General features: G+C 54.0%; 24 protein-coding genes. 16 read left to right on the top strand and 8 right to left on the bottom strand.

Annotated features, from left to right (window positions below; genetic code table 11):
* Positions 1 to 85 precede the first annotated feature (85 nt).
* From ACN28R_RS08795 to ACN28R_RS08770, 6 genes are all read left to right on the top strand, one after another.
* Positions 86 to 310 (top strand): type III secretion protein HrpF, encoded by a 225-nt coding sequence (locus tag ACN28R_RS08795; RefSeq protein ID WP_048639071.1) that lies wholly within the window; start codon positions 86 to 88, stop codon positions 308 to 310.
* Positions 297 to 731 (top strand): type III secretion system chaperone, encoded by a 435-nt coding sequence (locus ACN28R_RS08790; protein WP_095834178.1) that lies wholly within the window; start codon positions 297 to 299, stop codon positions 729 to 731. The genes ACN28R_RS08795 and ACN28R_RS08790 overlap by 14 nt, the downstream gene beginning before the upstream one ends.
* Complete coding sequence (gene sctC / locus ACN28R_RS08785) at positions 724 to 2,760, top strand: type III secretion system outer membrane ring subunit SctC (protein ID WP_095834177.1); 2,037 nt, start codon at positions 724 to 726, stop codon at positions 2,758 to 2,760. The genes ACN28R_RS08790 and sctC overlap by 8 nt, the downstream gene beginning before the upstream one ends.
* A gap of 14 nt (positions 2,761 to 2,774) precedes the next feature.
* A complete protein-coding gene (gene hrpT, locus ACN28R_RS08780; protein ID WP_048639068.1) occupies positions 2,775 to 2,966 on the top strand; it encodes an HrpT family type III secretion system protein in 192 nt (63 codons plus the stop codon).
* Positions 2,959 to 3,306 carry a hypothetical protein gene (locus ACN28R_RS08775; protein WP_048639067.1) on the top strand — a complete coding sequence of 116 codons (348 nt, stop codon included), beginning with the start codon at positions 2,959 to 2,961 and terminating at the stop codon, positions 3,304 to 3,306. The genes hrpT and ACN28R_RS08775 overlap by 8 nt, the downstream gene beginning before the upstream one ends.
* 452 nt (positions 3,307 to 3,758) lie before the next feature.
* Positions 3,759 to 4,799, top strand: coding sequence for a type III secretion protein HrpN (locus ACN28R_RS08770; protein ID WP_048639066.1), 1,041 nt, complete (start codon positions 3,759 to 3,761; stop codon positions 4,797 to 4,799).
* Between the two features lie 172 nt (positions 4,800 to 4,971).
* Here ACN28R_RS08770 and ACN28R_RS08765 read toward each other — a convergent pair whose 3' ends face one another.
* Complete coding sequence (locus tag ACN28R_RS08765) at positions 4,972 to 5,316, bottom strand: hypothetical protein (protein ID WP_048639065.1); 345 nt, start codon at positions 5,314 to 5,316, stop codon at positions 4,972 to 4,974.
* Between the two features lies 1 nt (position 5,317).
* Positions 5,318 to 6,727: a pectate lyase gene (locus tag ACN28R_RS08760; RefSeq protein ID WP_095834176.1), complete on the bottom strand. Its 1,410-nt coding sequence runs from the start codon at positions 6,725 to 6,727 to the stop codon at positions 5,318 to 5,320.
* Positions 6,728 to 6,943: 216 nt separating this feature from the next.
* Between ACN28R_RS08760 and ACN28R_RS08755 the strand changes: the two genes are divergently transcribed.
* The gene (locus ACN28R_RS08755; RefSeq protein ID WP_095834175.1) at positions 6,944 to 8,005 is read left to right on the top strand and encodes a malate/lactate/ureidoglycolate dehydrogenase; all 1,062 of its coding nucleotides are present in this window, start codon (positions 6,944 to 6,946) and stop codon (positions 8,003 to 8,005) included.
* Between the two features lie 105 nt (positions 8,006 to 8,110).
* Positions 8,111 to 8,806 (top strand): extensin-like domain-containing protein, encoded by a 696-nt coding sequence (locus ACN28R_RS08750; protein ID WP_048639062.1) that lies wholly within the window; start codon positions 8,111 to 8,113, stop codon positions 8,804 to 8,806.
* Positions 8,807 to 8,843: 37 nt separating this feature from the next.
* On the opposite strand, the gene ACN28R_RS08745 is transcribed toward ACN28R_RS08750, so the two are convergent.
* Positions 8,844 to 9,035 (bottom strand): YdfD/YebW family protein, encoded by a 192-nt coding sequence (locus tag ACN28R_RS08745; protein WP_048639061.1) that lies wholly within the window; start codon positions 9,033 to 9,035, stop codon positions 8,844 to 8,846.
* Between the two features lie 140 nt (positions 9,036 to 9,175).
* Positions 9,176 to 10,627 carry a 16S rRNA (cytosine(1407)-C(5))-methyltransferase RsmF gene (gene rsmF / locus ACN28R_RS08740; RefSeq protein WP_095834174.1) on the bottom strand — a complete coding sequence of 484 codons (1,452 nt, stop codon included), beginning with the start codon at positions 10,625 to 10,627 and terminating at the stop codon, positions 9,176 to 9,178.
* A 475-nt stretch (positions 10,628 to 11,102) separates the two neighbouring features.
* Between rsmF and ACN28R_RS08735 the strand changes: the two genes are divergently transcribed.
* From ACN28R_RS08735 to ACN28R_RS08705, 7 genes are all read left to right on the top strand, one after another.
* Entirely contained in the window at positions 11,103 to 11,597 is a 495-nt protein-coding gene (locus ACN28R_RS08735) for a GAF domain-containing protein (RefSeq protein WP_095834173.1), read from the top strand.
* 95 nt (positions 11,598 to 11,692) lie between these two features.
* A complete protein-coding gene (gene proQ, locus ACN28R_RS08730) occupies positions 11,693 to 12,421 on the top strand; it encodes an RNA chaperone ProQ (RefSeq protein WP_048639058.1) in 729 nt (242 codons plus the stop codon).
* 19 nt (positions 12,422 to 12,440) lie between these two features.
* Positions 12,441 to 14,456 carry a carboxy terminal-processing peptidase gene (prc, locus tag ACN28R_RS08725; protein WP_095834172.1) on the top strand — a complete coding sequence of 672 codons (2,016 nt, stop codon included), beginning with the start codon at positions 12,441 to 12,443 and terminating at the stop codon, positions 14,454 to 14,456.
* 273 nt (positions 14,457 to 14,729) lie between these two features.
* Complete coding sequence (locus ACN28R_RS08720; protein WP_048639056.1) at positions 14,730 to 14,975, top strand: FeoA family protein; 246 nt, start codon at positions 14,730 to 14,732, stop codon at positions 14,973 to 14,975.
* A gap of 16 nt (positions 14,976 to 14,991) precedes the next feature.
* Entirely contained in the window at positions 14,992 to 15,219 is a 228-nt protein-coding gene (locus tag ACN28R_RS08715; RefSeq protein WP_048639055.1) for a FeoA family protein, read from the top strand.
* 27 nt (positions 15,220 to 15,246) lie between these two features.
* A complete protein-coding gene (gene feoB, locus ACN28R_RS08710; protein ID WP_095834171.1) occupies positions 15,247 to 17,580 on the top strand; it encodes a Fe(2+) transporter permease subunit FeoB in 2,334 nt (777 codons plus the stop codon).
* 45 nt (positions 17,581 to 17,625) lie between these two features.
* Positions 17,626 to 17,853, top strand: coding sequence for a FeoC-like transcriptional regulator (locus tag ACN28R_RS08705; RefSeq protein ID WP_048639053.1), 228 nt, complete (start codon positions 17,626 to 17,628; stop codon positions 17,851 to 17,853).
* A 52-nt stretch (positions 17,854 to 17,905) separates the two neighbouring features.
* Here the strand turns inward: ACN28R_RS08705 and potD are convergent, their stop codons facing one another.
* The 4 genes from potD to potA all read right to left on the bottom strand — a co-directional run bounded on the left by potD (position 17,906) and on the right by potA (position 21,777).
* Positions 17,906 to 18,949, bottom strand: a complete 1,044-nt coding sequence (potD, locus tag ACN28R_RS08700; protein WP_095834170.1) for a spermidine/putrescine ABC transporter substrate-binding protein PotD — start codon at positions 18,947 to 18,949, stop codon at positions 17,906 to 17,908.
* Positions 18,950 to 19,044: 95 nt separating this feature from the next.
* Positions 19,045 to 19,821, bottom strand: coding sequence for a spermidine/putrescine ABC transporter permease PotC (gene potC, locus ACN28R_RS08695; protein ID WP_048639051.1), 777 nt, complete (start codon positions 19,819 to 19,821; stop codon positions 19,045 to 19,047).
* A complete protein-coding gene (gene potB, locus ACN28R_RS08690) occupies positions 19,818 to 20,678 on the bottom strand; it encodes a spermidine/putrescine ABC transporter permease PotB (RefSeq protein ID WP_048639050.1) in 861 nt (286 codons plus the stop codon). The genes potC and potB overlap by 4 nt, the downstream gene beginning before the upstream one ends.
* Positions 20,662 to 21,777, bottom strand: a complete 1,116-nt coding sequence (potA, locus tag ACN28R_RS08685) for a spermidine/putrescine ABC transporter ATP-binding protein PotA (protein ID WP_048639049.1) — start codon at positions 21,775 to 21,777, stop codon at positions 20,662 to 20,664. The genes potB and potA overlap by 17 nt, the downstream gene beginning before the upstream one ends.
* 431 nt (positions 21,778 to 22,208) lie before the next feature.
* Here potA and pepT point away from each other — a divergent pair, with 431 nt between their 5' ends.
* The gene (gene pepT, locus ACN28R_RS08680) at positions 22,209 to 23,444 is read left to right on the top strand and encodes a peptidase T (RefSeq protein WP_095834169.1); all 1,236 of its coding nucleotides are present in this window, start codon (positions 22,209 to 22,211) and stop codon (positions 23,442 to 23,444) included.
* The last annotated feature ends 5 nt before the right edge of the window (positions 23,445 to 23,449 follow it).

Here is a 23,449-nt window from a genome sequence, read left to right as displayed (position 1 = left end):
AACTCGTCAGACAGTGGAACTCCTTTAACGCGCCGGCCACTTAACAGCAGTCACCCCAAGTCGGATAAACGAAGGAGAGTTCATTATGTCCTACAACCCGGTACAGCGCCGCCTGGATGCGCACTTCGTCAACGCCCAGCGAAGTCTGGATAACATTGCGCTGGATGTTGCCGACGGCGGCGCCAGCCAGGCCGATAGTTACGCCTTTTTCGAAGCCAGTATGGATTACTCCAATGCCAGTTGGGCCGTTGGGCAATTACTGAGCGTAAAACACGGCTTGGCGAAGGCCATCATCAATGACTTCAACTGAGTTGGCCGCTTCGCTGGAGAATTGGCTGAACGGGATGACCGCCATGCTCCGGCTGGAAATAGACAACGGCCCGGTAGCGCTGGTGCGCCATGCGCGGGGAATTGCCTGCTGCGCGGCTATTCCGTTGCCGATGAGCGCGGATGAGACGGTGCTTGAACGGGCGCTGCTGCTGGCCGATAGCGCCGGGCGGCAGTATGGCGAGGATGCCGCGGCGTTATCGCTGTCCCCGCAGGATGAACAACTGTGGCTGTGGATGAAGCATGAGCCCGATGACGCGCTGCAATTATGCCGATGCCTGGAGACATTGCTGAATCAGCGGGATGTCTGGCAGGGCATGCTGCTTCCCACGCTCAGATCGGCGGCGGCAGGTCCGCTGAGCTTGAATACGTTGGCTTTTTTGCAAGGAGAACGGCATGCGTAACGTGCTGTATGCATTTTTATTGACGTTATATCGCGGTTTTTGCTGGTCGACCGTTTTGCTGGGGATGCTCCCTATGGCGCATGCCGTCACGCCGCCGGAGTGGAACAAAGGGGCATACGCCTATTCAGCCGAACAGACGCTGCTGTCGACGATTTTGACCGATTTCGCCAATAGCCACGGCGTGGAGCTGGTGATGGATAACCTGAAGGATACGCTGGTTGAAGCCAAGATCCGGGCCGAAACCCCCGCCGCCTTTCTCGATCGTCTGGCGCTGGAGCACCGCTTTCAGTGGTTTGTTTACAACCATACCCTCTACATCAGTTCGCAGGATACGCAGGCGTCAATCCGGCTGGAAATCTCTCCGGACGCCGCGCCCGATCTCAAACAGGCGCTCAGCGGCATCGGGCTGCTCGATCCCCGTTTCGGCTGGGGCGAGTTGCCGGAGGAAGGCGTGGTGCTGGTGACGGGGCCGCAGACATATATCGATTTGATCCGCAATTTCAGCCAGCAGCGGGAGAAGCAGGACGAGCGGCGCAAAGTGATGATATTCCCGCTGCGTTTCGCCTCGGTGTCGGACAGGACGCTGCAATATCGCGATCAGCGCATTGTGATTCCCGGCGTGGCGACCATCCTCAGTGAACTGATGGACGGCCAGCGTCCGCCGCCGACCGGCGCTTCCGGGCCGACGGACGCCGTGCCGGATAGCGCGATGGAAGCTATGCGGGAAAATACCCGCGCCATGTTAACCCGGCTGGCCACGCGCAATAACCCGGCACGCAGTACGGATGAGAACGGCAGATTGGTGCTGAATGGCCGGATCTCCGCCGACGTGCGCAATAACGCGCTGTTGGTCCGTGATGATGAAAAGCGGCGGGAGGAGTATCAGCAACTGGTTGAACAGATCGACGTTCCGCAAAATCTGGTGAATATCGACGCCATTATTCTGGATGTGGATCGCACCGCGCTGTCGCGTCTTGAAGCTAACTGGCAGGGCACATTGGGCAATGTCAGCGCGGGCAGCACCATGATGATGGGGCGCAGTACGCTGTTCGTCAGTGATTTTAAACGCTTCTTTGCCGATATTCAGGCGCTGGAAGGCGAGGGAACCGCCTCTATTGTCGCTAATCCGTCGGTGCTGACGCTGGAGAATCAGCCGGCCATTGTGGATTTTAGCCGTACCGCGTTCATTACCGCCACGGGGGAGCGGGTTGCGCAGATTCAGCCCATTACCGCCGGAACCAGTTTACAGGTTACGCCGCGCGTGGTCGGGCAGGACGGACCGCGCAGCATCCAACTGGTGATTGATATTGAAGACGGCAGAGTCGAAACCGGACGCGACGGAGAAGCCACCGGCGTGAAGCGCGGCACCGTCAGCACGCAGGCGCTGATTGGTGAAAACCGCGCGCTGGTGCTGGGCGGTTTCCACGTGGAAGAGAGCGGCGATCGCGACCACCGCATTCCGCTTCTGGGGGATATCCCCTGGCTGGGACGGCTTTTTACCTCGACGCGGCATGAGGTTTCGCGCCGGGAACGGTTATTCATTCTGACGCCGCATTTAATCGGCGATCAAACCGATCCTACCCGCTATGTCTCTGCTGAAAACCGCCATCAGATCAATGACGTCATGAACCGCGTTTCGCAGCGCAACGGCAAGCACGATCTCTACAGTCTGGTGGAAAACGCCCTGCGCGATCTGGCCGGTAAACAGCTTCCGGCCGGGTTTCAGAGCGAAACGCGGGGCACGCGTCTGAGCGAAGTTTGCCGTTCGCAGCCTGGCCTGGTGTATGACAGCAATCGCTATCAGTGGTACGGCAACGGCAGCATCAGATTAACCGTTGGCGTGGTACGCAATAGCGGAACGCGAATACAGCGCTTCGACGAGTCCGTCTGCGGCAGTAACCGCACGCTGGCGGTGGCGGCCTGGCCTAAAACCACCTTGGCTCCCGGCGAGTCCACGGAAGTCTTTCTGGCGCTGCAGACCCTATCTTCTACGGCGCCTCCCCGGCGTTCGCTGCTGGCTTCTTATTAATTGGGAGAGATGTTATGTGGCATAAAGCATGCCTGCTTATTCTCGCCGCGCTGCTTCTGAGCGCGTGCTCAACGTCGCGGCAGACGGCGAATTGTACCTCGGTTTCCTGTCGTCCGCAGTCCGATGCCCGGCAGTTGGTCATTTGGTGGCAGCCTGATTTGCGCACCGGCCAGGCGGATTACAGCAGGGTGACGATCAATGAATGAGGAATCGGCGATTTTTATGACGCAGGAGGCGTTTCTGGCGGCGATGAATGACGTGCCGACAGGTTGCTGGCAGCCGCAGGCGGGCGTCAGTCTGCTGTTTCAGCGGCAGGCGCAGGGGCCGGTATTGCAACTGCTGCTGGCGTCCGGCCGACGCTATCCGGGAATGTTGCATCAACTGCTCCAGCGGCGTTTCCTTGAGGCCGAAACGCTGGCGGACTGCTGCCTAAGCATCAACGGTCAACGCGACGTGGTTCTGTGCTGCCCGCTGCCGGCGACGGACGAGGAAAAGCAGTTGGCGCTGACCAGACTGTGGCGGCTGTCAGGCTTATCGCCATTGTAAGCGTGCGCAACAGACGCTTGCTCTGCCAATCATCACCGGCTATCCGGCCTCGGCGTACCGGATAGCCTTGCACCGTTTCATCCATGGATTGCGTGACGTATCCCCACCATAAACGGCTGTTTTCGCACGCGCTGATGGGAACTGAATACCACAGATCTTCACTTAACAGGTGCGTCCACTAAAAGGCTGGGATCATCGGCCGCAAAGGATAGTGGTGCTTTGATACACCCAGTAATTTTAAGGTGCGGCTAAGCGGCAAGCGTGCGGCTCCCCAGGGGCTTAGTCAACTCGGCGACTGTGGGCAATCAATCTGTCTGGCGCAGATTTGAACGTGGCTTGCCACAGCCCCAAAAGGGCTAGGCTCAGGACGGGACAGGTAATTTAGGGAAACCAATACCGCTGCAACTTGAAAGATGACGGGGATTAAATCATTCAATTTATGAGGAAACGTTATGCTTAAAGATGTTATCGGCAACTCTGCTTCTACTTCTTCATTGCAGATCACCATCAAATCGAGCGGGTTGGATACGCCGTTTCAGTCGTCCAATTCATCTCAACCTTTTTCGTCGGCCGGCGGTCAACAGAATAACGTTGCCGAGAAGTTGGCAAACGTATTGACCTCCCTGCTGTTCGGATCGCAGGGACTGGGCGGCGGCGCGCAGAATCGCGGCTTATACGGCCAGAACAGCGGCGGATTATTCGGTCAAAATGGTTTTGGCGGCCTATCTAATAATTTGGGCGGGCTGTCGAATAACGGCAGTTTGCTGGGATCCGGCCTGACGGCGACCGATTCCGGCACGCAGTTGGCGACTCTGCTGTTGACCGTGCTGTCTCAGTTGCTGGATGGCAATACGGCGCAAAACGGTCAGAACGGGCTGTTCGGTCAGAAACAGCCAACGAACTCGGAAGTCTCCGCATACCAACAGGGGGCTCAGGACGCCTTATCCTCCATTTTGAACAATGGCTTTAGCAACGCAAGCAATGGGCAACAGCCTTTGCTGTTAGGCAATAACGGCCTACAGGGATTAAGCGGCGACAACGCGTTCTCTCAGCTCGGCAATACGCTGGGGCTGAACGTCGGGCAGCAGGCGGGCTTACAGGAACTGAACAATATCAGTACCCATAACGACAGCCCAACCCGTTATTTTGTCGACCAGGAAGACCGTGATATGGCCAAAGAGATTGGTCAATTTATGGATCAGTATCCTGAGAAGTTTGGCAAGCCTGAATATCAGAAAGATGATTGGGCATCATCCAAGCCGGATGATAAATCCTGGGCCCAGGCGCTTAGCAATCCTGATGACGACGGCATGACGAAAGCCAGCATGGATAAGTTCCTGGAAGCGGTCGGTATCATTAAGAGCGCCGTCGCCGGCGATACCGGTAATGCCAACCTGCATCAACGCGGAAATGGCGGTTCGTCTCTGGGTATCGACGCGGTGGCGATCGGCGACAGAATCATCAATTTAGGGCTGGAAAAACAGGCCGCCTGATGGGCAGGTACTACGCATATGAGAGAGCAGGGCGATTGCCCTGCTTTTTTATTGGCTGCCGATAGCGCGGATGTTGTTTGGGTTATCAGGTTAATCACCAGGTTGAAGAGCGGGGGAGAATGGATGCGTTGTCGGCGGTTTAAGCCAGCGTACGCTGGCTTAAACAGATTAACTACGAAGCGAGTTTCTGCGGGGCTTGCGCCATAATGAGGTGATCGGCCATCAGGCGTACGGCCCAGAATGCGGTTTGCGCCACATCGCTGTGCAATCCTTTCGTGCTCTGCGCGTCGGCGCATTGCAGAAAGTCCTGCTCCAGTGAGTCGACAAAGGCGTCGAAATCAAACTGGCCGCTGCGCTGCGACGCTGTCTGCGACAATACCTGATGCAGATTGTCAGTCACCAGCCGTATTGCCCGTTCGAAGGCTTTACGCTGCTCCGGCGTCAGATAACCGCCTTGTCTTACCACATCCACCCAGCGCGTAGGCGGGCTGTTGGCGTCAGTTAATGATATCGGCATCTTAGTTTACCTGTATGTCGGCGGATTCAGGAACTTTGTAGGGATTCTTGACGTTGGTCAGGTTGATGTTGCTGCCAGTGACGTTCAAATTTTCGCTGTCGCTTTTCACAAACGAGAATTTGCCGTTTTCCGCATCGATGTTGTTAAGGTTCAGATTCCAGTCGCCCTGCTTCCCGCCGTTGGTGCGGATAAAGGTGCCGAAATCTTTTACTTTGAAGTTATCGATGCTCAGGTTGGCGTCGGCATTGAGTTGGAATACCTTGTCGGATGCCCCCTGGGCGCTGCTGTTGGTGATTTCGACGTTAGCCGGCTTGCCGCTGTTGGCCTTCACGGTCAGCGCGTCTTCGCCAACGTTTGTCCAGTGAACGTTATCAATCTTGGCATCGCCGCGCACATGTACGCCGTCGGCCGCATTGTCGCCGAAGACCACGTTTTTCAGCGTCGCGCCTTCAGCGAGTTCAAAAATGGGTTTTTGCCCCTCTTTCTGGCTGCCGTCGCCTAATTTATTGCTGGCGACAAAGGTCTTGCCGCCGCCGTCAAAGACTTCGCCCGGGCCGACTTTTATTGTTTTGTCGACGGTGGTCACATCGTCACTGGCGGTAGGAAATTCGACCGCTCCCGTCTTGCCAATGTTGCCAGCGCCGCTGGGCGTGCCGGTGGTTCCCGTTGTTGCGGGAGCCGCGCCTTTGCTTCCTTCAGGTGCGACGCCAGAGGACGACGCGGAAGAAGCGGAAGTATTGGCCGGGCCGCCGTTGGCGGCAGGCGCAGAGCTGCCGCTGGATGCCGGATTAGACGAACCGGATGGCGCTCCCGAACCCGCATCCTGCGGTTGACCGAATTCGCCATTTTGCGCATCCATCAGGTTGGCGATTATTTCCAGCAGCAATTTTATCAGTTTATTGTCACTGATTTGCCCGCCGCCGTCTTCCGTTGGGTTAATGGCATTATTCAGCGAGCTGTCCGTGGTGTCCTGCAACAATGAGCGCGAGAGATTTTCCGGGTTCTGCGCACCGCCGGCGCCGGCTGCGCCGGATAAAGGGGATGAGCCGGACGCCGCATTACCGGCACCGGCGGACTGCGACAGCGGATTTTGCGCGTTTTGCCCGCTCTGCGCCCCATCGGAGGATATCAACTTCTCAAGCAGCTTCATTAATAATTCGCCCACATCCTGCTGGCCTGAGCCGCCATTGCCCAGCGCATCGGCGGAGCGGTTCAGCGGGTTACTGTTCGACTGCGACGCCTCGTTGCCCGCGCCATTGTTGGGCATTAGCGCATTCAGCAGAACGCCCAACGCCTCCAGCATCTGCGCATCCTGCTGTGGCGTGCGTTGTTGCTGTTGCTGTGAGCCCGTAGAATCAAGCGGTGACAACCCCGATGAGGAGCGTGTCAGGGTAAGCGTAATTTCTGCCATTGTTAACCTCGTAATAGAGTGAAAAATAAGTGTCTTGGCGACGTATAACGGATGGGCAGGCGCGTTCGCCGCGTCCGCCTGGCCGCTATTAAAATGAGTAAGGAAAGGCGTGGTGGGGTTCCCATGCGGGGAAAAGGTTTTAACACCGCTAAATTCAGCAGTAGGATAAGTGCAGACAGATAACGTATTCATTCGTATAAGGTGAAGGGAAGACAGATGCAGATTTCAGAGAGTCGCTTAATTGATATCGCCCGGACGCTGCTGCGGAACGTGGGGTGTGAAGAGGCGGAGGCCGCCTGCGTGGCTGAACATTTGGTCGGGGCTAACCTGAAAGGACACGATAGCCACGGCGTTGGCATGTTGCCGCACTACGTGAGTTTTATTGCGGACGGCATCATGCAGCCGAACACGCCGGCGCGGATGATTCGCGACGGCGGCGCGGTATTGCAGTTCTCCGGCGATCGGGGGTTTGGTCAACGTACCGGCAAAGAGGCGATGCAGGCGGCGATCGAACGGGTAAAAACAACCGGCGTGTGCCTGATGACATTATCGTCGACTTGCCATTTGGGCCGTATCGGCACTTATGGCGAAATGGCCGCGGCTGCCGGTCTGGTGTCGATTCATTTCGTCAATGTCAACGATCTCGATCCGATTGTCGCCCCCTGGTGCGGCAGCGAAGCGCGCTTTGGCACCAATCCGATCTGTATCGCTTTTCCCAAGAGTGAAAACAATGCCGCCTTTGTGCTTGATTTCGCTACCAGTATAGTGGCGTTGGGCAAAACCCGGGTTGCCTATCTGGCGGGCAAAAAGTTTGATGAAGATGTAATGCGCGACTGTAACGGCATTTCCACCAACGATCCGCGCGTGATGTGGGAAGGGGAAAAGCACGGCGCCCTGAAGCCGATAGCCCGGCATAAAGGCGGCGGATTAGTGCTGGCGGCTGAAATGCTGGCCGGGTTGCTATCCGGCGGCGGCACCATCCAACCGGAAAATCCGCGTCATGGGGCGATTGTCAACAACATGACCACCATTGTGATTGATCCCGCTAATATGGTGTCGCTGGCGTGGCTACAGAAGGAGTACGATGCGATGCTGGATTATGTCCGCTCTTCACGCGCGCCGGATCCGGAACAACCGATTCTGATCGCCGGCGAGCCGGAAATTCGCACCAAAGCGCAACGGCAGGCCGCGGGGATCGAGATCTCCGATCAGGAGTGGCAAAAGATTGTTGACGCGGGGATCTCGCTTGGCATGACGACCACGGATTTTGCCGTATAAGTTATTGCGCGCGCGTTCGCAACAATAGCCGGGCGAGGGTGACATCCGGTTGATATGACCTACTATTGATTGCATAGGGAGCGTGATAACCGGAACGGTGGATAAATGCGGAAAGGGTTGGTTATATTGCTGATTTTGGGCGGATTGGCGGCGTTGGCGCCATGGATCCAACGCCATCTCCCGCCGGGTTACGATCCTTTTACCCCGCTATCGGTCGACGATCCTCCCACGCTGGTGACGCGTTTCAAACTCAGGCAACTAGCGAACGATCCCGCCGCCTGCCTGGCTATATTGCGGCAGGCGCAGGAGGAGGGGCGCATTACCTTCTCGTTGCCTGGCGGCGTTGATGGACAGTGTCCGTTATCTTCCCCCATTCGCATACAGCGGTTCGGCGCCGTCACGCTGAGTTCAAGTTTTTTGGCCAGTTGTCCGCTGGCGGTGAGCAGCACGATGTTTGTTACGCAATCGGCGATACCGCAAGCGCAGCGGCTGGGGGCGGCGCTGTCGCGTATTGATCATCTCGGCAGCTACGCCTGCCGTAACGTCTATCATCGGCCGGAAGGCCGGCTGAGCGAGCATGCTACGGCCGATGCCTGGGATATTTCCGCTTTCCGGCTAGCGGACGGGCGGCGCATCAGCGTATTGGATCAGTGGAATGCCACGGATGAAGCCGGGGATTATCTGCGAACGACGTTTGAACAAAGCTGTCGTTTCTTCGGTAATTCGTTGGGGCCGGAGTACAACGCTGCCCATGCCAATCATTTTCATTTGGGAATGCGCGGCTTCGGCGTATGTCGGTAATGACATCACGGGCAGGCAGGATCAAGGCCGGTGTAAATTAAAAATCGGCGTACTCGCGCGCGGGCAGCCAGAAGCCGTCGATAAACTCTTCGATAGGATAACATCCGGCGCGGCGTAAACGTTGTTCAGCCATGGCCTTAAGACACTGGTGCTCTGTGTTATACGCGCCGATCACCAGTTCATCGCAACCATTACCGAGGTAACAAACAAATATCACCAGTGCGAACATGATGTCCTCAATTCTTACGTCAATTATACGGCTGTCTTTCCGTGGTGCTATGCGCTAATTGTAGATGAAAATCAGGAATAGATGAGTATGCGGGTTTATCAGATGGCGATAAAACCACCTGATAAATAAAATGGGGAGGTTCAGCCGTTGTCTTGCGCGGCGGAGCAGGCGCCATCGCGTACCAGATCGCGCGGCAGATTGTTTTTTATCCGGCTGCCGATACGTTTGGCCAACCCCACCGGGCAGTGTTGATAGGTCAGCAATAACTCATTAAAAGCGGGAATTTGCGCCGGATAGCTGTCTTGCCCCCGGAACCACTCACAGGCTTGCTGGTCGTCAAGCGCGTAGGCGTGGCTGGCCTTGACGTTAGCCAGCGCAATGACGGCCTCATGCTGCCAGCGATAACCCTTGGGAAACCGTTCCGCCAGTTTGATACCGATACGCGAGAAGCGGATTTTTCCAAAGGCGGACGCCAGTTCGGCAGGAAACAACCAGATTTCGTTATCGCGTTGCCACAGTTGCAACCGGTCGTCATCCCATTCCAATCCTTGTTGATGCGCCGCCTGAGTCACAGACGCGCGCTCTTTGGCGCTCAGCGGAGCGAACGGGAATTTCCCGACCTTATAACCCGGCGCCGGAAGCGGGGGAACGCTGGCTGTTTTGCGCAACCGCGCTACAAAAAAACCTTCACTATCATAAATTTGTGGGAAGACATGTAAAAAACCTTCCGCCGTCGCGGATAACTCGGCGCCAGGGAACAGATCGGTTAGCGGCTCGAACTCGCAGGCTGCGGGGAACGTTTGTCGCAACCAATGGCAGACCTGCTGATTCTCCTGGGTATTTAACGTACAGGTAGAGTAGATCATCACGCCCCCCGGTTTGAGGGCGTGAAAAGCGCTGAGGATCAGTTCGCGCTGGGTGGCGGCAATGCTGACGATGCTTTCCGGCGACCAGTGGCTCATCGCGCCGGGATCTTTACGCACCACGCCTTCGCCGGAGCAGGGCGCATCCAGCAAAATCGCATCGAAATACTCCGGTAGCGCCGCCCCAAATACCCGGCCGTCAAAGTGGGTTAATGCCGTATTGCCGACGCCGCAACGGCTGATATTGGCATGCAGAACCTTAACCCGGCTGGCGGAGTATTCATTGGCAACGATTCCGCCTCGGTTATCCATTCTGGCGGCTATTTGCGTGGTTTTCGAACCGGGGGCCGCCGCTACGTCCAATACGCGTTGAGGGGACGTTTGATGCTGAAAAAGGGCGCTGACCGGAAGCATGGAACTGGCTTCCTGAATGTAAAACAGCCCGCTCAGGTGTTCCAGCGTATTGCCCAAACGCACGATTTCATCATCCGCGTTCAACAGCCAGAAACCTTCACTGCACCAGGGAATCGGTTCTAATCGCCACCGATAAGGCGCCACCAGCTTTAAAAATGCTTCGGGGCTGATTTTTAGCGTATTGACGCGAATACTGCGGCGCAAAGGCCGCTGACAGGCGGAAATGAAGTCATCCATTGACAGATGTTCAGGCATGATGGACTGGATGGCAGAGAGAAACGCTGGGGGTAAATGGGCTGGTGTCTGTTTGGCCACGGCGGGATTCCGTTACAGCAATAAAATATAAAGGGCGGAGTGTAGCATAAACGCCGGGCTTATCGGAGGCGTGTGTGAGAACATACGCCGCGAGTAGGCGTCGAGCCGCAACATAGCACGATATGTCACATGCCCGGCGGCTGATTGTCCGCGCGGATGAATGAATCTTATGGCATGCTGTAGCGGGCATTTTTTATGAGGGGCTTCCTTCCATATCCCCTCTGGCCGTCGCAAGCGACGTTTAAAATCGCTCCCGGCGATTGTGTATTGTAATTTCACGTTATACTTCATCTTTCAAGTTGCCGCGGTCGGGCTTTGCCTGTTAGCGCGACTGCCGGCAGCGTTCAGGTCGGCTCAGGACAGATCTGTCGCTTACCCGGATAATGATTTGAGTAGGTTCACACAGATTTGCGTGACGCCGTTTGAATGCACCTTGAAATCTATTGGACATGTGTGGTTAATTCGATCCGAGAATATGAGCAAACAAGAGTTTTATCAGGATTTGGTCCGCGATTTATCATCGCTGATTGCGGGAGAAAATCGTTTCATCACGATCTTATCAAACAGCAGCGCATTACTGTTTGAGCGTCTGGATGAGGTTAACTGGGCTGGTTTTTATCTGCTGGAGCAAGACTCGCTATTTCTGGGGCCGTTCCAGGGTCGGGTCGCCTGTGTGCGTATTCCGGTGGGTAAGGGGGTATGCGGCCGGGCGATTGCTGAAAATCAGATTCAATGCATCGGCGATGTGCATGCGTTTCCCGGTCATATCGCCTGCGATGCCGCGAGTAACGCCGAAATTGTCCTGCCATTGACGGTCAACGGCAGGACGATCGGCGTTTTAGATATTGATAGCACTGTTTATCAACGGTTTGACGCAGATGATGAAGAAGGGCTTAAGGCTGTGGTGGCAACACTTTGCGCACAACTTGAAGAGAGCGATGTGCTGCGTTTTATCAATTTCTCAAGTTGAGACAAGGATAACGTAGCAATTGCCGATGGCGTCATTATAATGACGCCTGTTCATGCCTGCGCCGGTTGGCAAACCCGTTGTAATCAGGAAATTTCATGGAAAATCAACCTAAGTTGAACAGTAGTAAAGAAGTCATTGCCCTTTTGGCAAAGCGTTTCCCGCTTTGTTTCACCACCGAAGGTGAAACACGCCCGTTAAAGATCGGTATTTTTCAAGATCTTGTTGAGCGCGTATCCGAGATGGATAACATCAGCAAAACGCAACTGCGTTCCGCATTGAGGCTCTATACCTCAAGCTGGCGTTATCTGTACGGTGTTAAACTGGGCGCTCAGCGTGTGGATTTGGATGGAAATCCATGTGGCGAGCTGGAACAGCAACATGTTGATCATGCACGTAAGCAACTGGAAGAAGCGAAAGCCCGAGTTCAGGCCCAGCGTGCGGAGCAACAAGCGAAAAAACGCGAAGCCGGAGAAACGGCCGCACCTGCGCGAGCTCGCCAGGGTAATGGTAAAAATGCGCCGCGTCGCGATGCCTCTGATACCACGCCGCGTAAACCACGCCAGTCTTCCTTCCGTCAGTCGCCGTCCTCTTCCCAGCAACCCGCCAAAGAGCAGACTCGTCAGGCAAAACCTGTCAGTCGCGAATCTCAGCAGCGTGTTGCGGTTACGGACGTTACCAAACTGCAAATCGGTCAGGAAATCAAAGTCAGAGCCGGCAAAGACGCCATGGATGCCACGGTGCTTGAAGTCGCCAAAGGTGAAGTCAGGGTCCAGTTGGCTTCGGGGTTGGCTATGATTGTACGCGCAGAACATTTGCAGTTCTGATACGGAGGCCAACCTGGGCATGAACAATTTAGTCAAGATAACCGCTTTTGCAGGTTTACTGCTGGCGGGTGCAAGTTTTGCGAATGAAAACATCACGCGTGTTGATCAGATCCCGCAGCTCCACCAGGAGTCTCAGCATGCCACTGTGAGTGACAGGGTAACGTCGCGTTTCCTTCGCTCTCACTATCGCCAGTTTGTGCTGGATGACGAATTCTCCAAGAAGATTTTTTCCCGCTATCTCAATATGCTGGACTATAGCCATAATGTGCTGCTGGCTTCAGATATTGCGCAGTTCTCCGGCAAGCAGACGCAGCTGGATGATGAACTGAAATCCGGCAAACTGGATCTCCCCTATGCGCTGTATAACTTGGCGCAGAAACGGCGTTTTGAGCGTTATCAATATGCGTTGTCGTTATTGGAAAAGCCGGTAGACCTGACCGGTAACGATACCATTGACCTCGATCGCAGCAAGGCTCCCTGGCCGCAGAATGTGGGCGAACTGAACCGTTTATGGGATTCGAAGGTTAAATACGACTGGTTAAGCCTGAAGTTGACCGGTAAAGAAGACAAAGACATCAAAGAGACGCTGACCAAACGCTATCAGTTCGCCATTCGCCGGCTGGCGCAAAGCAACAGCGAAGATGTCTTCCAACTGATCATGAACGCCTTCGCGCGCGAAATTGATCCCCATACCAGCTATTTATCGCCAAGAAATACCGAACAGTTCAACACTGAAATGAGCCTGTCGCTTGAGGGCATTGGCGCGGTGTTGCAGATGGATGAAGACTACACCGTCATTAACTCCATGGTTCCGGGCGGCCCGGCGGCGAAAAGCAAAAACATTACGGTGGGCGATCGCGTCGTGGGCGTCGGTCAGGGCGACAAACCGATAGTGGATGTTATCGGCTGGCGTCTTGATGACGTGGTCGCGTTGATTAAAGGGCCGAAAGGCAGCAAAGTCCGGTTGGAGATTCTGCCGGCGGGTAAGGGCACCAAAACCCGTATCGTGACGTTGACGCGTGAGCGCATTCGTTTGGAAGATCGCGCGGTCAAGATGTCGGTTAAGAACGTTGGCAAAGAAAAAGTCGGCGTGCTGGATATTCCGGGGTTCTACGTGGGGCTGACGGATGATGTCAAAGTTCAGCTGCAGAAGCTGGAGAAACAACATGTCAACAGCATCGTGATCGACCTGCGCAGCAATGGCGGCGGGGCGCTGACCGAAGCGGTAGGACTGTCCGGTCTGTTTATTCCCAGCGGGCCGGTGGTGCAGATCCGTGATAATAACGGCAAGATCCGCGAAGACAGCGATACGGACGGCATTGTTTACTACAAAGGGCCGCTGGTGGTGCTGGTGGACCGTTTCAGCGCCTCGGCGTCTGAAATTTTTGCCGCCGCGATGCAGGATTACGGGCGGGCCTTGATCGTCGGCGAACCGACCTTTGGTAAAGGCACCGTACAACAGTACCGTTCTCTGAATCGTATCTACGATCAGATGCTGCGTCCTGATTGGCCGGCGTTGGGATCCGTGCAATACACCATCCAGAAGTTCTATCGCATTGATGGCGGCAGCACGCAGATGAAAGGCGTGACCCCCGACGTGATGATGCCTACCGGCACCGAAACCGTCGATACCGGAGAGAAATTTGAGGATAATGCGCTACCGTGGGACAGCATTAAAGCCGCTGATTACACGAAAAGCGGCAACCTGAAACCGCTTGTCGGCACGCTGAATGAGATGCATCAGCAGCGTATCGCCCAGGATCCCGAATTTCAATATATCGCAGAGGATATCGCGCGCTATAACGCAACGAAAGATACGCGTAATACGGTTTCACTCAATCTTGCCCAGCGTGTCAAAGAAAATGACGACGATGAGGCGATGCGATTGCACCGGATAAACGATCGTCTGGCCAGAGAAGGCAAAAAGCCGTTGAAGTCGCTGGAGAATCTGCCAAAAGATTATCAGGCTCCCGACCCTTATCTGGATGAAACGGTAAAAATCGCCAACGATCTGGCTCAGGAAGAAAAAGAATAATCTGGCGATTGAAATAAGAATGAACAAACCCCGGCGCTGTCCGGGGTTTTTTTATGCGGATTATTTCGTTGACAACGCTGTTATGGGTAATTGCGCTTACTGTCTGCGGGCTAATTTCACTTTGCTTGATATGCGTCAAGGGTACGCCGGGACGCAGGAATATGATTGATAATAGTTATTACTTATGTTCATTTTTCAATCATATTCTCAACTGTGATCTGCATTGAATATATTGATTTAAATGAAATGTTATAGAAACAAGGGAAATATTACATGGCGTTACTTCTTCAAACATTATTGGATATTCCCATTAATGTGAATGCGGTTGTCGCACGAATTCGTCTTAATGGGGAGAGCCAACGGCGCTTAATTGAATTAGGTATTCATGTGGGCGGTAATGTGCGAGTAATTCAGCGGGAAGAAAATCAACCGTTAATGTTGGCCGCAGGCGATGGACGTATAGCCATTAACTGGGATTTGGGAAAACAGGTGTGGGTTTCCCCACAGCAATCGCAATAACAAAAGGGGAATGGTGATGTCTCTGGATGAATTAACGGTCGCGACCCGGTGGCGCGTCATCGGCTTTCAAAAAGGTTCAGCGGATTATCGTAAAAGGTTGCTGGCGCTAGGCGTTACGCCGGGTGTGGAATTTTCTGTGTCGCGCATTGCGCCGTTAGGCGATCCGATTGAATTACGTTTACGCGGTGCGGCCATCAGCGTTCGTAAGGGCGAAGCGCAAATCCTTATTCTCGAAAAATGCTGAATTAACAAAATTAGGTAGGAAAATTTTATGGATGCACAACCCATCATTTGCGTTGTTGGCAACCCTAATTGCGGTAAGACGACATTGTTCAACGTGCTTACCGGTGGTAAGCAGACGGTAGGCAACTGGCCGGGCGTGACGGTAGAAAAAAAGATTGGCTACTATCGTTATCAAAATCAGCAGACCACGCTGGTTGACCTTCCCGGTGTTTATTCACTTAACCCTTCATCCGAAAGTTCCGAAGATGAACGCGTCGCCAGAGATTATATTTTATCCGGCGAAGCGGATCTGGTTTTGAATATTATCGATGCTTCCAATTTGGAGCGAAATCTTTATTTAACCGCGCAACTATTGGATATGAATGTTCCGATGGTGGTCGCCGTTAATATGATGGATATTGCCTCATCACGTAAATTGGATATTGATATTGCGGCGTTACAGCGGCAATTGGGATGCCCGGTCATCCCTATTACCGCCAGCCAGAAAAAAGGCATCGATAATTTACGCCAGATTTGTTCGCAGGCGATATCTCATCCTGCCGCCCCTAATGTCGCCATTCCTTACGATGAACCGCTTCGTCAGGCGGCAAAAGAGATTGCACGGCAGTTTACCGAACACGGAGGCATCAATAACCCCTATTGGCTGGCGTTGCAATTACTTGAAGGGGACAGCACGGTTCGCGCGGCAATTCCGGCGGATCTGCTGGCGATGGCCGATGCCAAGGTGGCTGAACTGGTCGAACAATATGAAGATGAACTGGATATTTTCCTGGCGGATGCCCGTTATCGGTTCGTATCAGCGATTGCGACGTCGGCGATAATCCGCCGTGGCGAGATGTCGGCGACATTAACGGATAAAATAGACCGTATTGTGTTACATCGCTTTCTGGGGATCCCCATTTTCCTGTTGGTGATGTACCTGATGTTTATTTTCACGATTAACATCGGCAGTGCCTTTATCGATTTCTTTGATAAATTCTTCGGCACCATTTTTGTTGATGGATTGGGCGAACTGCTGGCGGCTATCAATACTCCCGCGTGGCTAAAAACGCTGATCGCCGACGGTATTGGCGGCGGTATCCAGACGGTATCGACTTTTATTCCGGTCATCGCCTGCCTATATCTGTTCCTGTCTTATCTGGAAGACTCCGGTTACATGGCGCGGGCGGCTTTTGTCATGGACCGCTTCATGCGCAGTATCGGCTTGCCCGGAAAAGCGTTTGTGCCGCTGATCGTGGGGTTCGGCTGTAACGTACCGGCGGTGATGGCAACCCGAACCATGGAAAGACACAGCGACCGCATCGTCACGGTGCTGATGGCGCCCTTTATGTCCTGTGGCGCGCGTTTGCCGGTGTATGTGTTATTTGCCACCGCGCTGTTTACCAGCGGCGGCCAGAACCTGGTATTCGGTCTATATCTGATTGGGATTATCGCCGCCGTCGCGACCGGCTTTATGCTGAAAAATACCGCGCTACAGGGTGAAGCCTCCACATTTGTTATGGAGATCCCGCCTTACCACCTGCCCGGATTACGCAGTGTGCTGATCCGTACCTGGGATCGGTTGAAAAACTTCATCTTCAGAGCCGGTAAGCTGATTGTCATTGTGGTGACGGTGTTGGGTTTTTTGAACTCAATGGGGACGGACGGCTCTTTCGGCAATCAGAACAGCGAAAAATCCGTTCTGTCGGCGATTGGGCAGAAAATCGTACCGGTATTTGCGCCGATGGGCATAAAGCAGGAGAACTGGCCGGCGGCCGTCGGCGTGTTTACCGGCATTTTTGCCAAAGAAGCGGTCGTGGGAACGTTGGATTCGCTCTATGGCGCCATGGCGGATGCCCAAAATGAAGGCGAAGAAGAGTCTGACGAGCCTTTCAGTCTGCAAGCCGGTATCACCGAAGCGCTGGCGACCATTCCTGAAAACTTCAGCAAGCTGGGCAACGCGTTTCTGGATCCGTTAGGTATTGAGGTTGGTGATTTGAGCAACGCCGAATCGGTGGCGGAGGAAAATGAGTTCTCTGTGTCATCGCTGACGGTGATCGGTCAACTGTTTGACGGTAAATTGGGCGCTTTCGCTTATCTGCTCATGGTGCTGCTGTATGTGCCCTGTGTCGCCGCCGTCTCTGCCATCTGGCGTGAAGTCGGCACGGCGTGGACGCTATTCTGCGTGGCCTGGACCATTGAACTGGGTTACGGCTCGGCTGTGGTGGTCTATCAGGTCGGGCGTTTCGCTCAACATCCGCTGTATTCAACGTTGGCGATCGTCGGCGTGATGGCGGTAATGCTGATGACGATCCTGCTGCTGCGCCGAAACGGCGATACCCGGTTACAGGTTAGGGCGAATCACCTGAACGAAAGTCTTTAAGTTTTTAAATCCGCAGGTGAGGGAACTCGCCTGTTCGGAGGATGTATGAGTTTAATTGAATTGCGCGATTATGTGCGCCAGCAAAAGAAAGTATCGTTGCAGGATATCAGCAGCGCATTTCACACCGATCCCGGCGTTATCGAAGGCATGTTGGATATCTGGGTACAGAAGGGCAAGATACGGCTACATCAGGCCGAGTCCGGCGGCAAGTGCGGCAGTTGCTGTTCGTGCGATAAAGGGTTGAGCCAGTATTATGAGTGGGCCGGCCAGTAGCCTACTGAAGTAGGACCGGTAGAGGAGCCTGCCGGTCATCTTGTCATGATGATTAATGTCCGGCTTTCAACTGCTGAAAATAGGTTTCATACAGCGTGCTGGCGCTGCCGACATCATTCTGCCATTCGCCTTGATTAACCACGTCATCATCCGGATACAGCGTCTTGTCGCCTGCAACTTCTGGCGGCAACAGTTTCTTGGCCGCCAAATTTGGCGTCGGGTAGCCGATGGTTTCCGCCACCTGCGCCGCGATTTCCGGGCGCAGCAGGAAGTTAATCATTTTGAGCGCGCCGTCTACGTTTTTGGCGTTGGCCGGGATCGCCAGGCTATCCATCCAGAAAATACCGCCTTCTTTCGGCCAGATGATGTCCAGCGGCGTACCGGCCTGACGGGCCACATAGGCAGAGCCGTTCCAAACCATGCCCAGATTGACTTCGCCTTCCATAAACGGATTGCCGGGGTTGTCTGAGTTGAACGCCAGCACGTTAGGCATCAATTTCTGCAACTCTTTGTAAGCCGCTTCGATCTGCTGCGGGTCGGTGGTGTTGGCGGAATATCCCAGTTTGCGCAGGGCGATCTGGAAAACTTCGCGCGCGTCATCCGTCAGCAGCAGGCTGCCTTTGTATTTCTTATCCCACAGGTCGGCCCAGCTAGTGACGCTGGCAGGATCGATCGCCTCGCTGTTGACGCCGATGGCCGTCGCGCCCCAGATGTAGGGAACGGAGTAATCGTTATTGGGATCGAACGATTTATGCAGCAAGTTTGGATCGAGGTTATGGAAGTTGCTGAGCTTGCTGGTATCGATCTTTTGCAGCATGCCTTCTTTACTCATTTTGGAAATGAAATAGGTTGAAGGCACCACCAGGTCATACGCGCTGTCCTGATAGGTTTTCAGCTTGGCGTACATACTCTCGTTGGATTCATAGGTTGAGTAGATAACCTTGATCCCGGTTTCTTTGGTGAATTGCTCCAGCAAACCGGGAGGAACATACTCGGTCCAGTTATAGAAGTAGAGCGTTTTTCCATCGTCGGCGTGGGCGGTATGCATGCTGAAAACCATGGCGCAGGCCGCCAGCAAATGTGGCCATTTCTTCATCGTATTTATCTCCTTAAAACGTCCAAAAGGCGATATCCATCAGTTTGAAATCCGTTATCCCGATTCTCTGTGACGGACTTACCGTTCATCCAACACTATTTTTGGGTGCGGTCGCGCAGGATAAGCTGACTGCCGAGCACCAGAAGCAACGACAGCATCAACAAAATCGTCGCCAGCGCATTCACTTCCGGCGAAACCCCGACCTTAACCATTGAGTAAATTTTTAACGGCAGGATTTCGTATGATGGCCCGGTAACGAAAGACGACACCACCACATCATCCATCGACAGGGTGAAACTTAACAGCCAACCTGCCGCCACCGCTGGCATCGCCAGCGGCAGAATGATTTTTCGCAGAATAATCACTTCGCTGGCGCCGAGATCGCGGGCGGCTTCCAACATACGTACATCAAATCCTTTCAATCGTGAATAGACGGTTACCACAACAAAAGGCAGACAAAAGGTAATGTGGGAAAACAGCAGCGACCAGAATCCCAGCGATATCCCCAGCAGCATAAACAGCACCAGCAGGGAGATGGCCATGACGATGTCCGGCGACATCATCACCACAAACAGCATCCCGCTGACAAAAGGTTTACCGCGGAAGCGGTAGCGGTAGAGCGCCACCGCGGCCAGGGAACCGATCAGCGTGGCAAACGTCGCCGAAAAGACCGCCATGGTCAGCGAGTGCTGCGCGGCCTGCACCAGGCTGTCGTTATTCATCAGCAGCTGGTACCAGTTAAGGGTGAAACCTTGCCAGTTGATGCCGAAACGGGCCTGATTGAACGAGTTCACAATCAGAATGATGATGGGAATGTACAAGTAGGCGTAGATGATGGACATAAAGCCACCGCGCAACAGACGTCCTATCATTCCAGTTCCCCTTGTTTATTCAGCGCACGGGCGGTGCGATAGTAAATAAACAGCAGTAGCCCCATGATTAATGTCAGGCAAATACTGGTGGCCGCGCCGAACGGCCAGTCGCGAATGTTCAGGAACTGGCTTTTAATCACGTTGCCGATAAGCAGGTTTTTGGCGCCGCCCATCAGATCGGCGACAAAAAACAGTCCCATCGCCGGCAGCAAGACCAGCAGACAACCGGCGATAATGCCGGGCATGGTCAGCGGAATAACGATCCGTATAAATCGCTGCCATTTATTCGCGCCTAGATCGCGCGCGGCTTCAAGGTAAGACGTATCCAGTTTTTCAATGCTGGAGTAGAGCGGCAGAACCATAAACGGCAGCAGGATATAGATCAGACCGAGGATCACCGCGCCCGACGTGTACATGATGCGCAGCGGCGTTTCGATAATCCCGGTCCACAACAGGAACTCGTTCAGGTAGCCGCGGGTGCTCAGGAACAACTTCAGTCCGTAAATGCGGATTAACGAGTTGGTCCAGAAGGGAACAATCAGTAAAAACATCAGCAGCGGCCGGATCTTTTGCGGTAACCGAGCCAGAATAAACGCGAAAGGATAACCGAGGATCAGGCAGCATAATGTCGCAATCACCGCCATGTTCAGCGAATGCAGCAATACCGAGGCATACATCGGATCGGCCAGCCGGGTATAGTTATCCAGCGTAAATACCAGGCTGATGAAGTTTGTATCGTCACGGGTTAAAAAACTGGCGCCGATAATCATCAGGTTGGGCATAAACACGAACAACACCAGCCAGGCCACAATGATGGTGATAATGGTATTCTGGAAGCGTTTACGCGGCATCTTCATCGTGCAGAACGACCTCCCAGCTTTCAACCCAGGTTACCGCCACTTTTTGATTCAGCGAGTGGTCGACATCGGGATCGTCCTCATTAAAGAACTCGCTGACCGTAACCATTTTGCCGCTTTCCAGCTCTACGCTCGATTCCAGCGTCATTCCTTTATAGTTGCGTTCGCGGACATAGCCGGCGATGGCGGCGGTTTGCGTACCGTCATGGATCTCTTTTACGCGCAGATCTTCCGGCCGCAACAGCACCTTGAGACTTTGCCCGATACTTACCGGGAAACCCACCGTAATGATGCATTCCCGCCCCTCAATTCGCGCACGCACGCGTTGCTCATCGATCTGGGCGATAACGGTCGCATCGAAGATATTGATCTCGCCGATAAAACTGGCCACAAACAGGTTTTTCGGCTCTTCATAAATCTCACGGGGCGAGCCGTCTTGCTCGATACGGCCATCGCGCATCACCACGATACGATCGGACATCGTGAGCGCTTCTTCCTGATCGTGGGTAACAAAAATGAAGGTGATGCCCAAGGTGCGCTGCAGGGCTTTCAGCTCGTTTTGCATCTGCTTGCGCAGCTTGTAGTCCAGCGCGGAGAGCGACTCATCCAGCAATAGCACTTTGGGCTTATTCACCACCGCTCTGGCGATGGCGACGCGCTGTTGCTGTCCGCCTGAAAGGTGGTGCGGACGGCGCGTGGCTAAATCCTGCAACTGCACCATTTTCAGCGCTTCCTGCACGCGGGGAACGACTTCTGTCTCCGGTGTTTTCTGCATCCGTAGCCCGAATGCCACATTGTCAAAAACGCTCAGGTGAGGAAACAGCGCATAGCTCTGGAATACGGTATTAATATGCCGGTGTTCGGCAGGCTGGTGAGTAATATCCTGGTTTTCTAATATGACCTGGCCGCTGTCGACGTTTTCCAAACCGGCAATCAGGCGCAATACGGTGGTTTTGCCGCAGCCGGAGGGGCCGAGGATAGTGAGAAATTCACCGTCATTAATGGTGAGATTAAAGTGAGAAATGATCTCTTTGCCATCAAAACTTTTATGGACGTCGAGCAGTTCAACGACCGGAGTAGCAGGACGATTATTTTTCATTTAGGGTTCTTGCTCTATTTCCATATATGGCGCATCCACCGGAAAGCGAAGCGTGGTATATGCCAAGGGTTATCACCTTTAAGCCTACGAACTCAGTTGAGGGTCGGCATTCTACGGGAAACCATACCGAACGCCAACTTGTGATGCCACACTTGAGCCGCAACAGCCGCAAATAGTTTACCGGGCAGGGCAACGCACCGCGTTATTATGCTGTGTAATTGTTATTCTATTGGGTTTATTTTGTGACATATAACGGGAAGATGCCGGAATTTAGTGCCTTACTATGACGATAATACGGTCTTTGGCCGGAGCAGGGAGCCGGGGCCGATATTTTGCTTCCGCATGCTAACACAGTAAAAACTGACCTGACGCAATATTTGCCATGGATGCCATCCCCATAATGAAATTCAGGGCTCAAGAGGCACATAGTGATGGATAAATTACTCGATCGATTTTTAAATTACGTTTCTTTTGATACTCAATCAAAAGCGAATGTCCGGCAGGTGCCAAGCACCGACGGTCAGTTGAAACTTGCGCGGGCATTACAACAGGAGTTGCTTGAGCTGGGGTTTGAGCAAGTGGCATTAGGGAAACATGGCTGCGTCATGGCGACGTTGCCCTCTAATGTCGCCTGGCCGGTGCCGACCATCGGTTTTATTTCTCATATGGATACGTCTCCCGACTACAGCGGGAAGAATGTTAACCCGCAGATTGTGGAAAATTATCGCGGCGGCGATATTGCGCTGGGCATCGGTGATGAAGTGCTTTCGCCGGTGATGTTCCCGGTATTGCATCAACTGCTGGGGCATACGCTGATTACCACCGATGGCAAAACGCTGCTGGGAGCGGATGATAAAGCCGGGATCGCGGAGATTATCACCGCGATGGTGCGGTTGAGAAAACGTCAGGTTCCGCATGGGGATATCAGGATTGCGTTCACACCGGATGAAGAAATCGGCAAAGGCGCTCACTTCTTTGACGTGGCGGCATTCGCTGCGCAATGGGCTTATACCGTTGATGGCGGCGGCGTTGGTGAGCTTGAGTATGAGAACTTTAATGCCGCCTCGGTGACGGTGAAGATTGTCGGCAATAATGTGCATCCCGGCAGCGCCAAAGGGGTCATGGTTAACGCGCTGACCTTGGCGTCACGCTACCATAATGAAGTTCCCGCCGATGAGTCTCCTGAGAACACCGACGGCTATCAGGGCTTTTATCATCTGCACAGCATGAAGGGCGTGGTTGAACGGGCGGAGCTTCACTATATCGTTCGTGACTTCGACCGCGACGGGTTTGAGAAACGCAAGAGAAAGATGTTGGATATCGCCGAGAAGGTGGGGAAAGGTCTGCATCCCGATTGCTATATCGAAGTGACGATAACCGATACCTACTACAACATGCGTGAGCAGGTAGAACAGCACCCGCATATTATTGCGCTGGCCCAGCAGGCCATGCGGGATTGCGATATCGAACCGGCGCTGAAGCCGATCCGCGGCGGGACTGACGGCGCACACCTGTCATTCCAAGGGCTGCCCTGTCCTAATTTGTTTACCGGCGGTTACAACTATCACGGTAAGCATGAGTTTGTGACGCTGGAAGGTATGGAACAATCCGTGTCGGTGATTATGCGTATTGCCGAGTTAACCGCGTTACGGGCCAAAGCGCAGTAGTCCGG

It is taken from the genome of Brenneria goodwinii (genome assembly GCF_002291445.1).
Classification (GTDB): Bacteria; Pseudomonadota; Gammaproteobacteria; order Enterobacterales; family Enterobacteriaceae; genus Brenneria; species Brenneria goodwinii.
The sequence above is the reverse complement of the archived record's forward strand: the minus strand, read 5'-3'. Positions and strand labels throughout refer to the sequence as shown.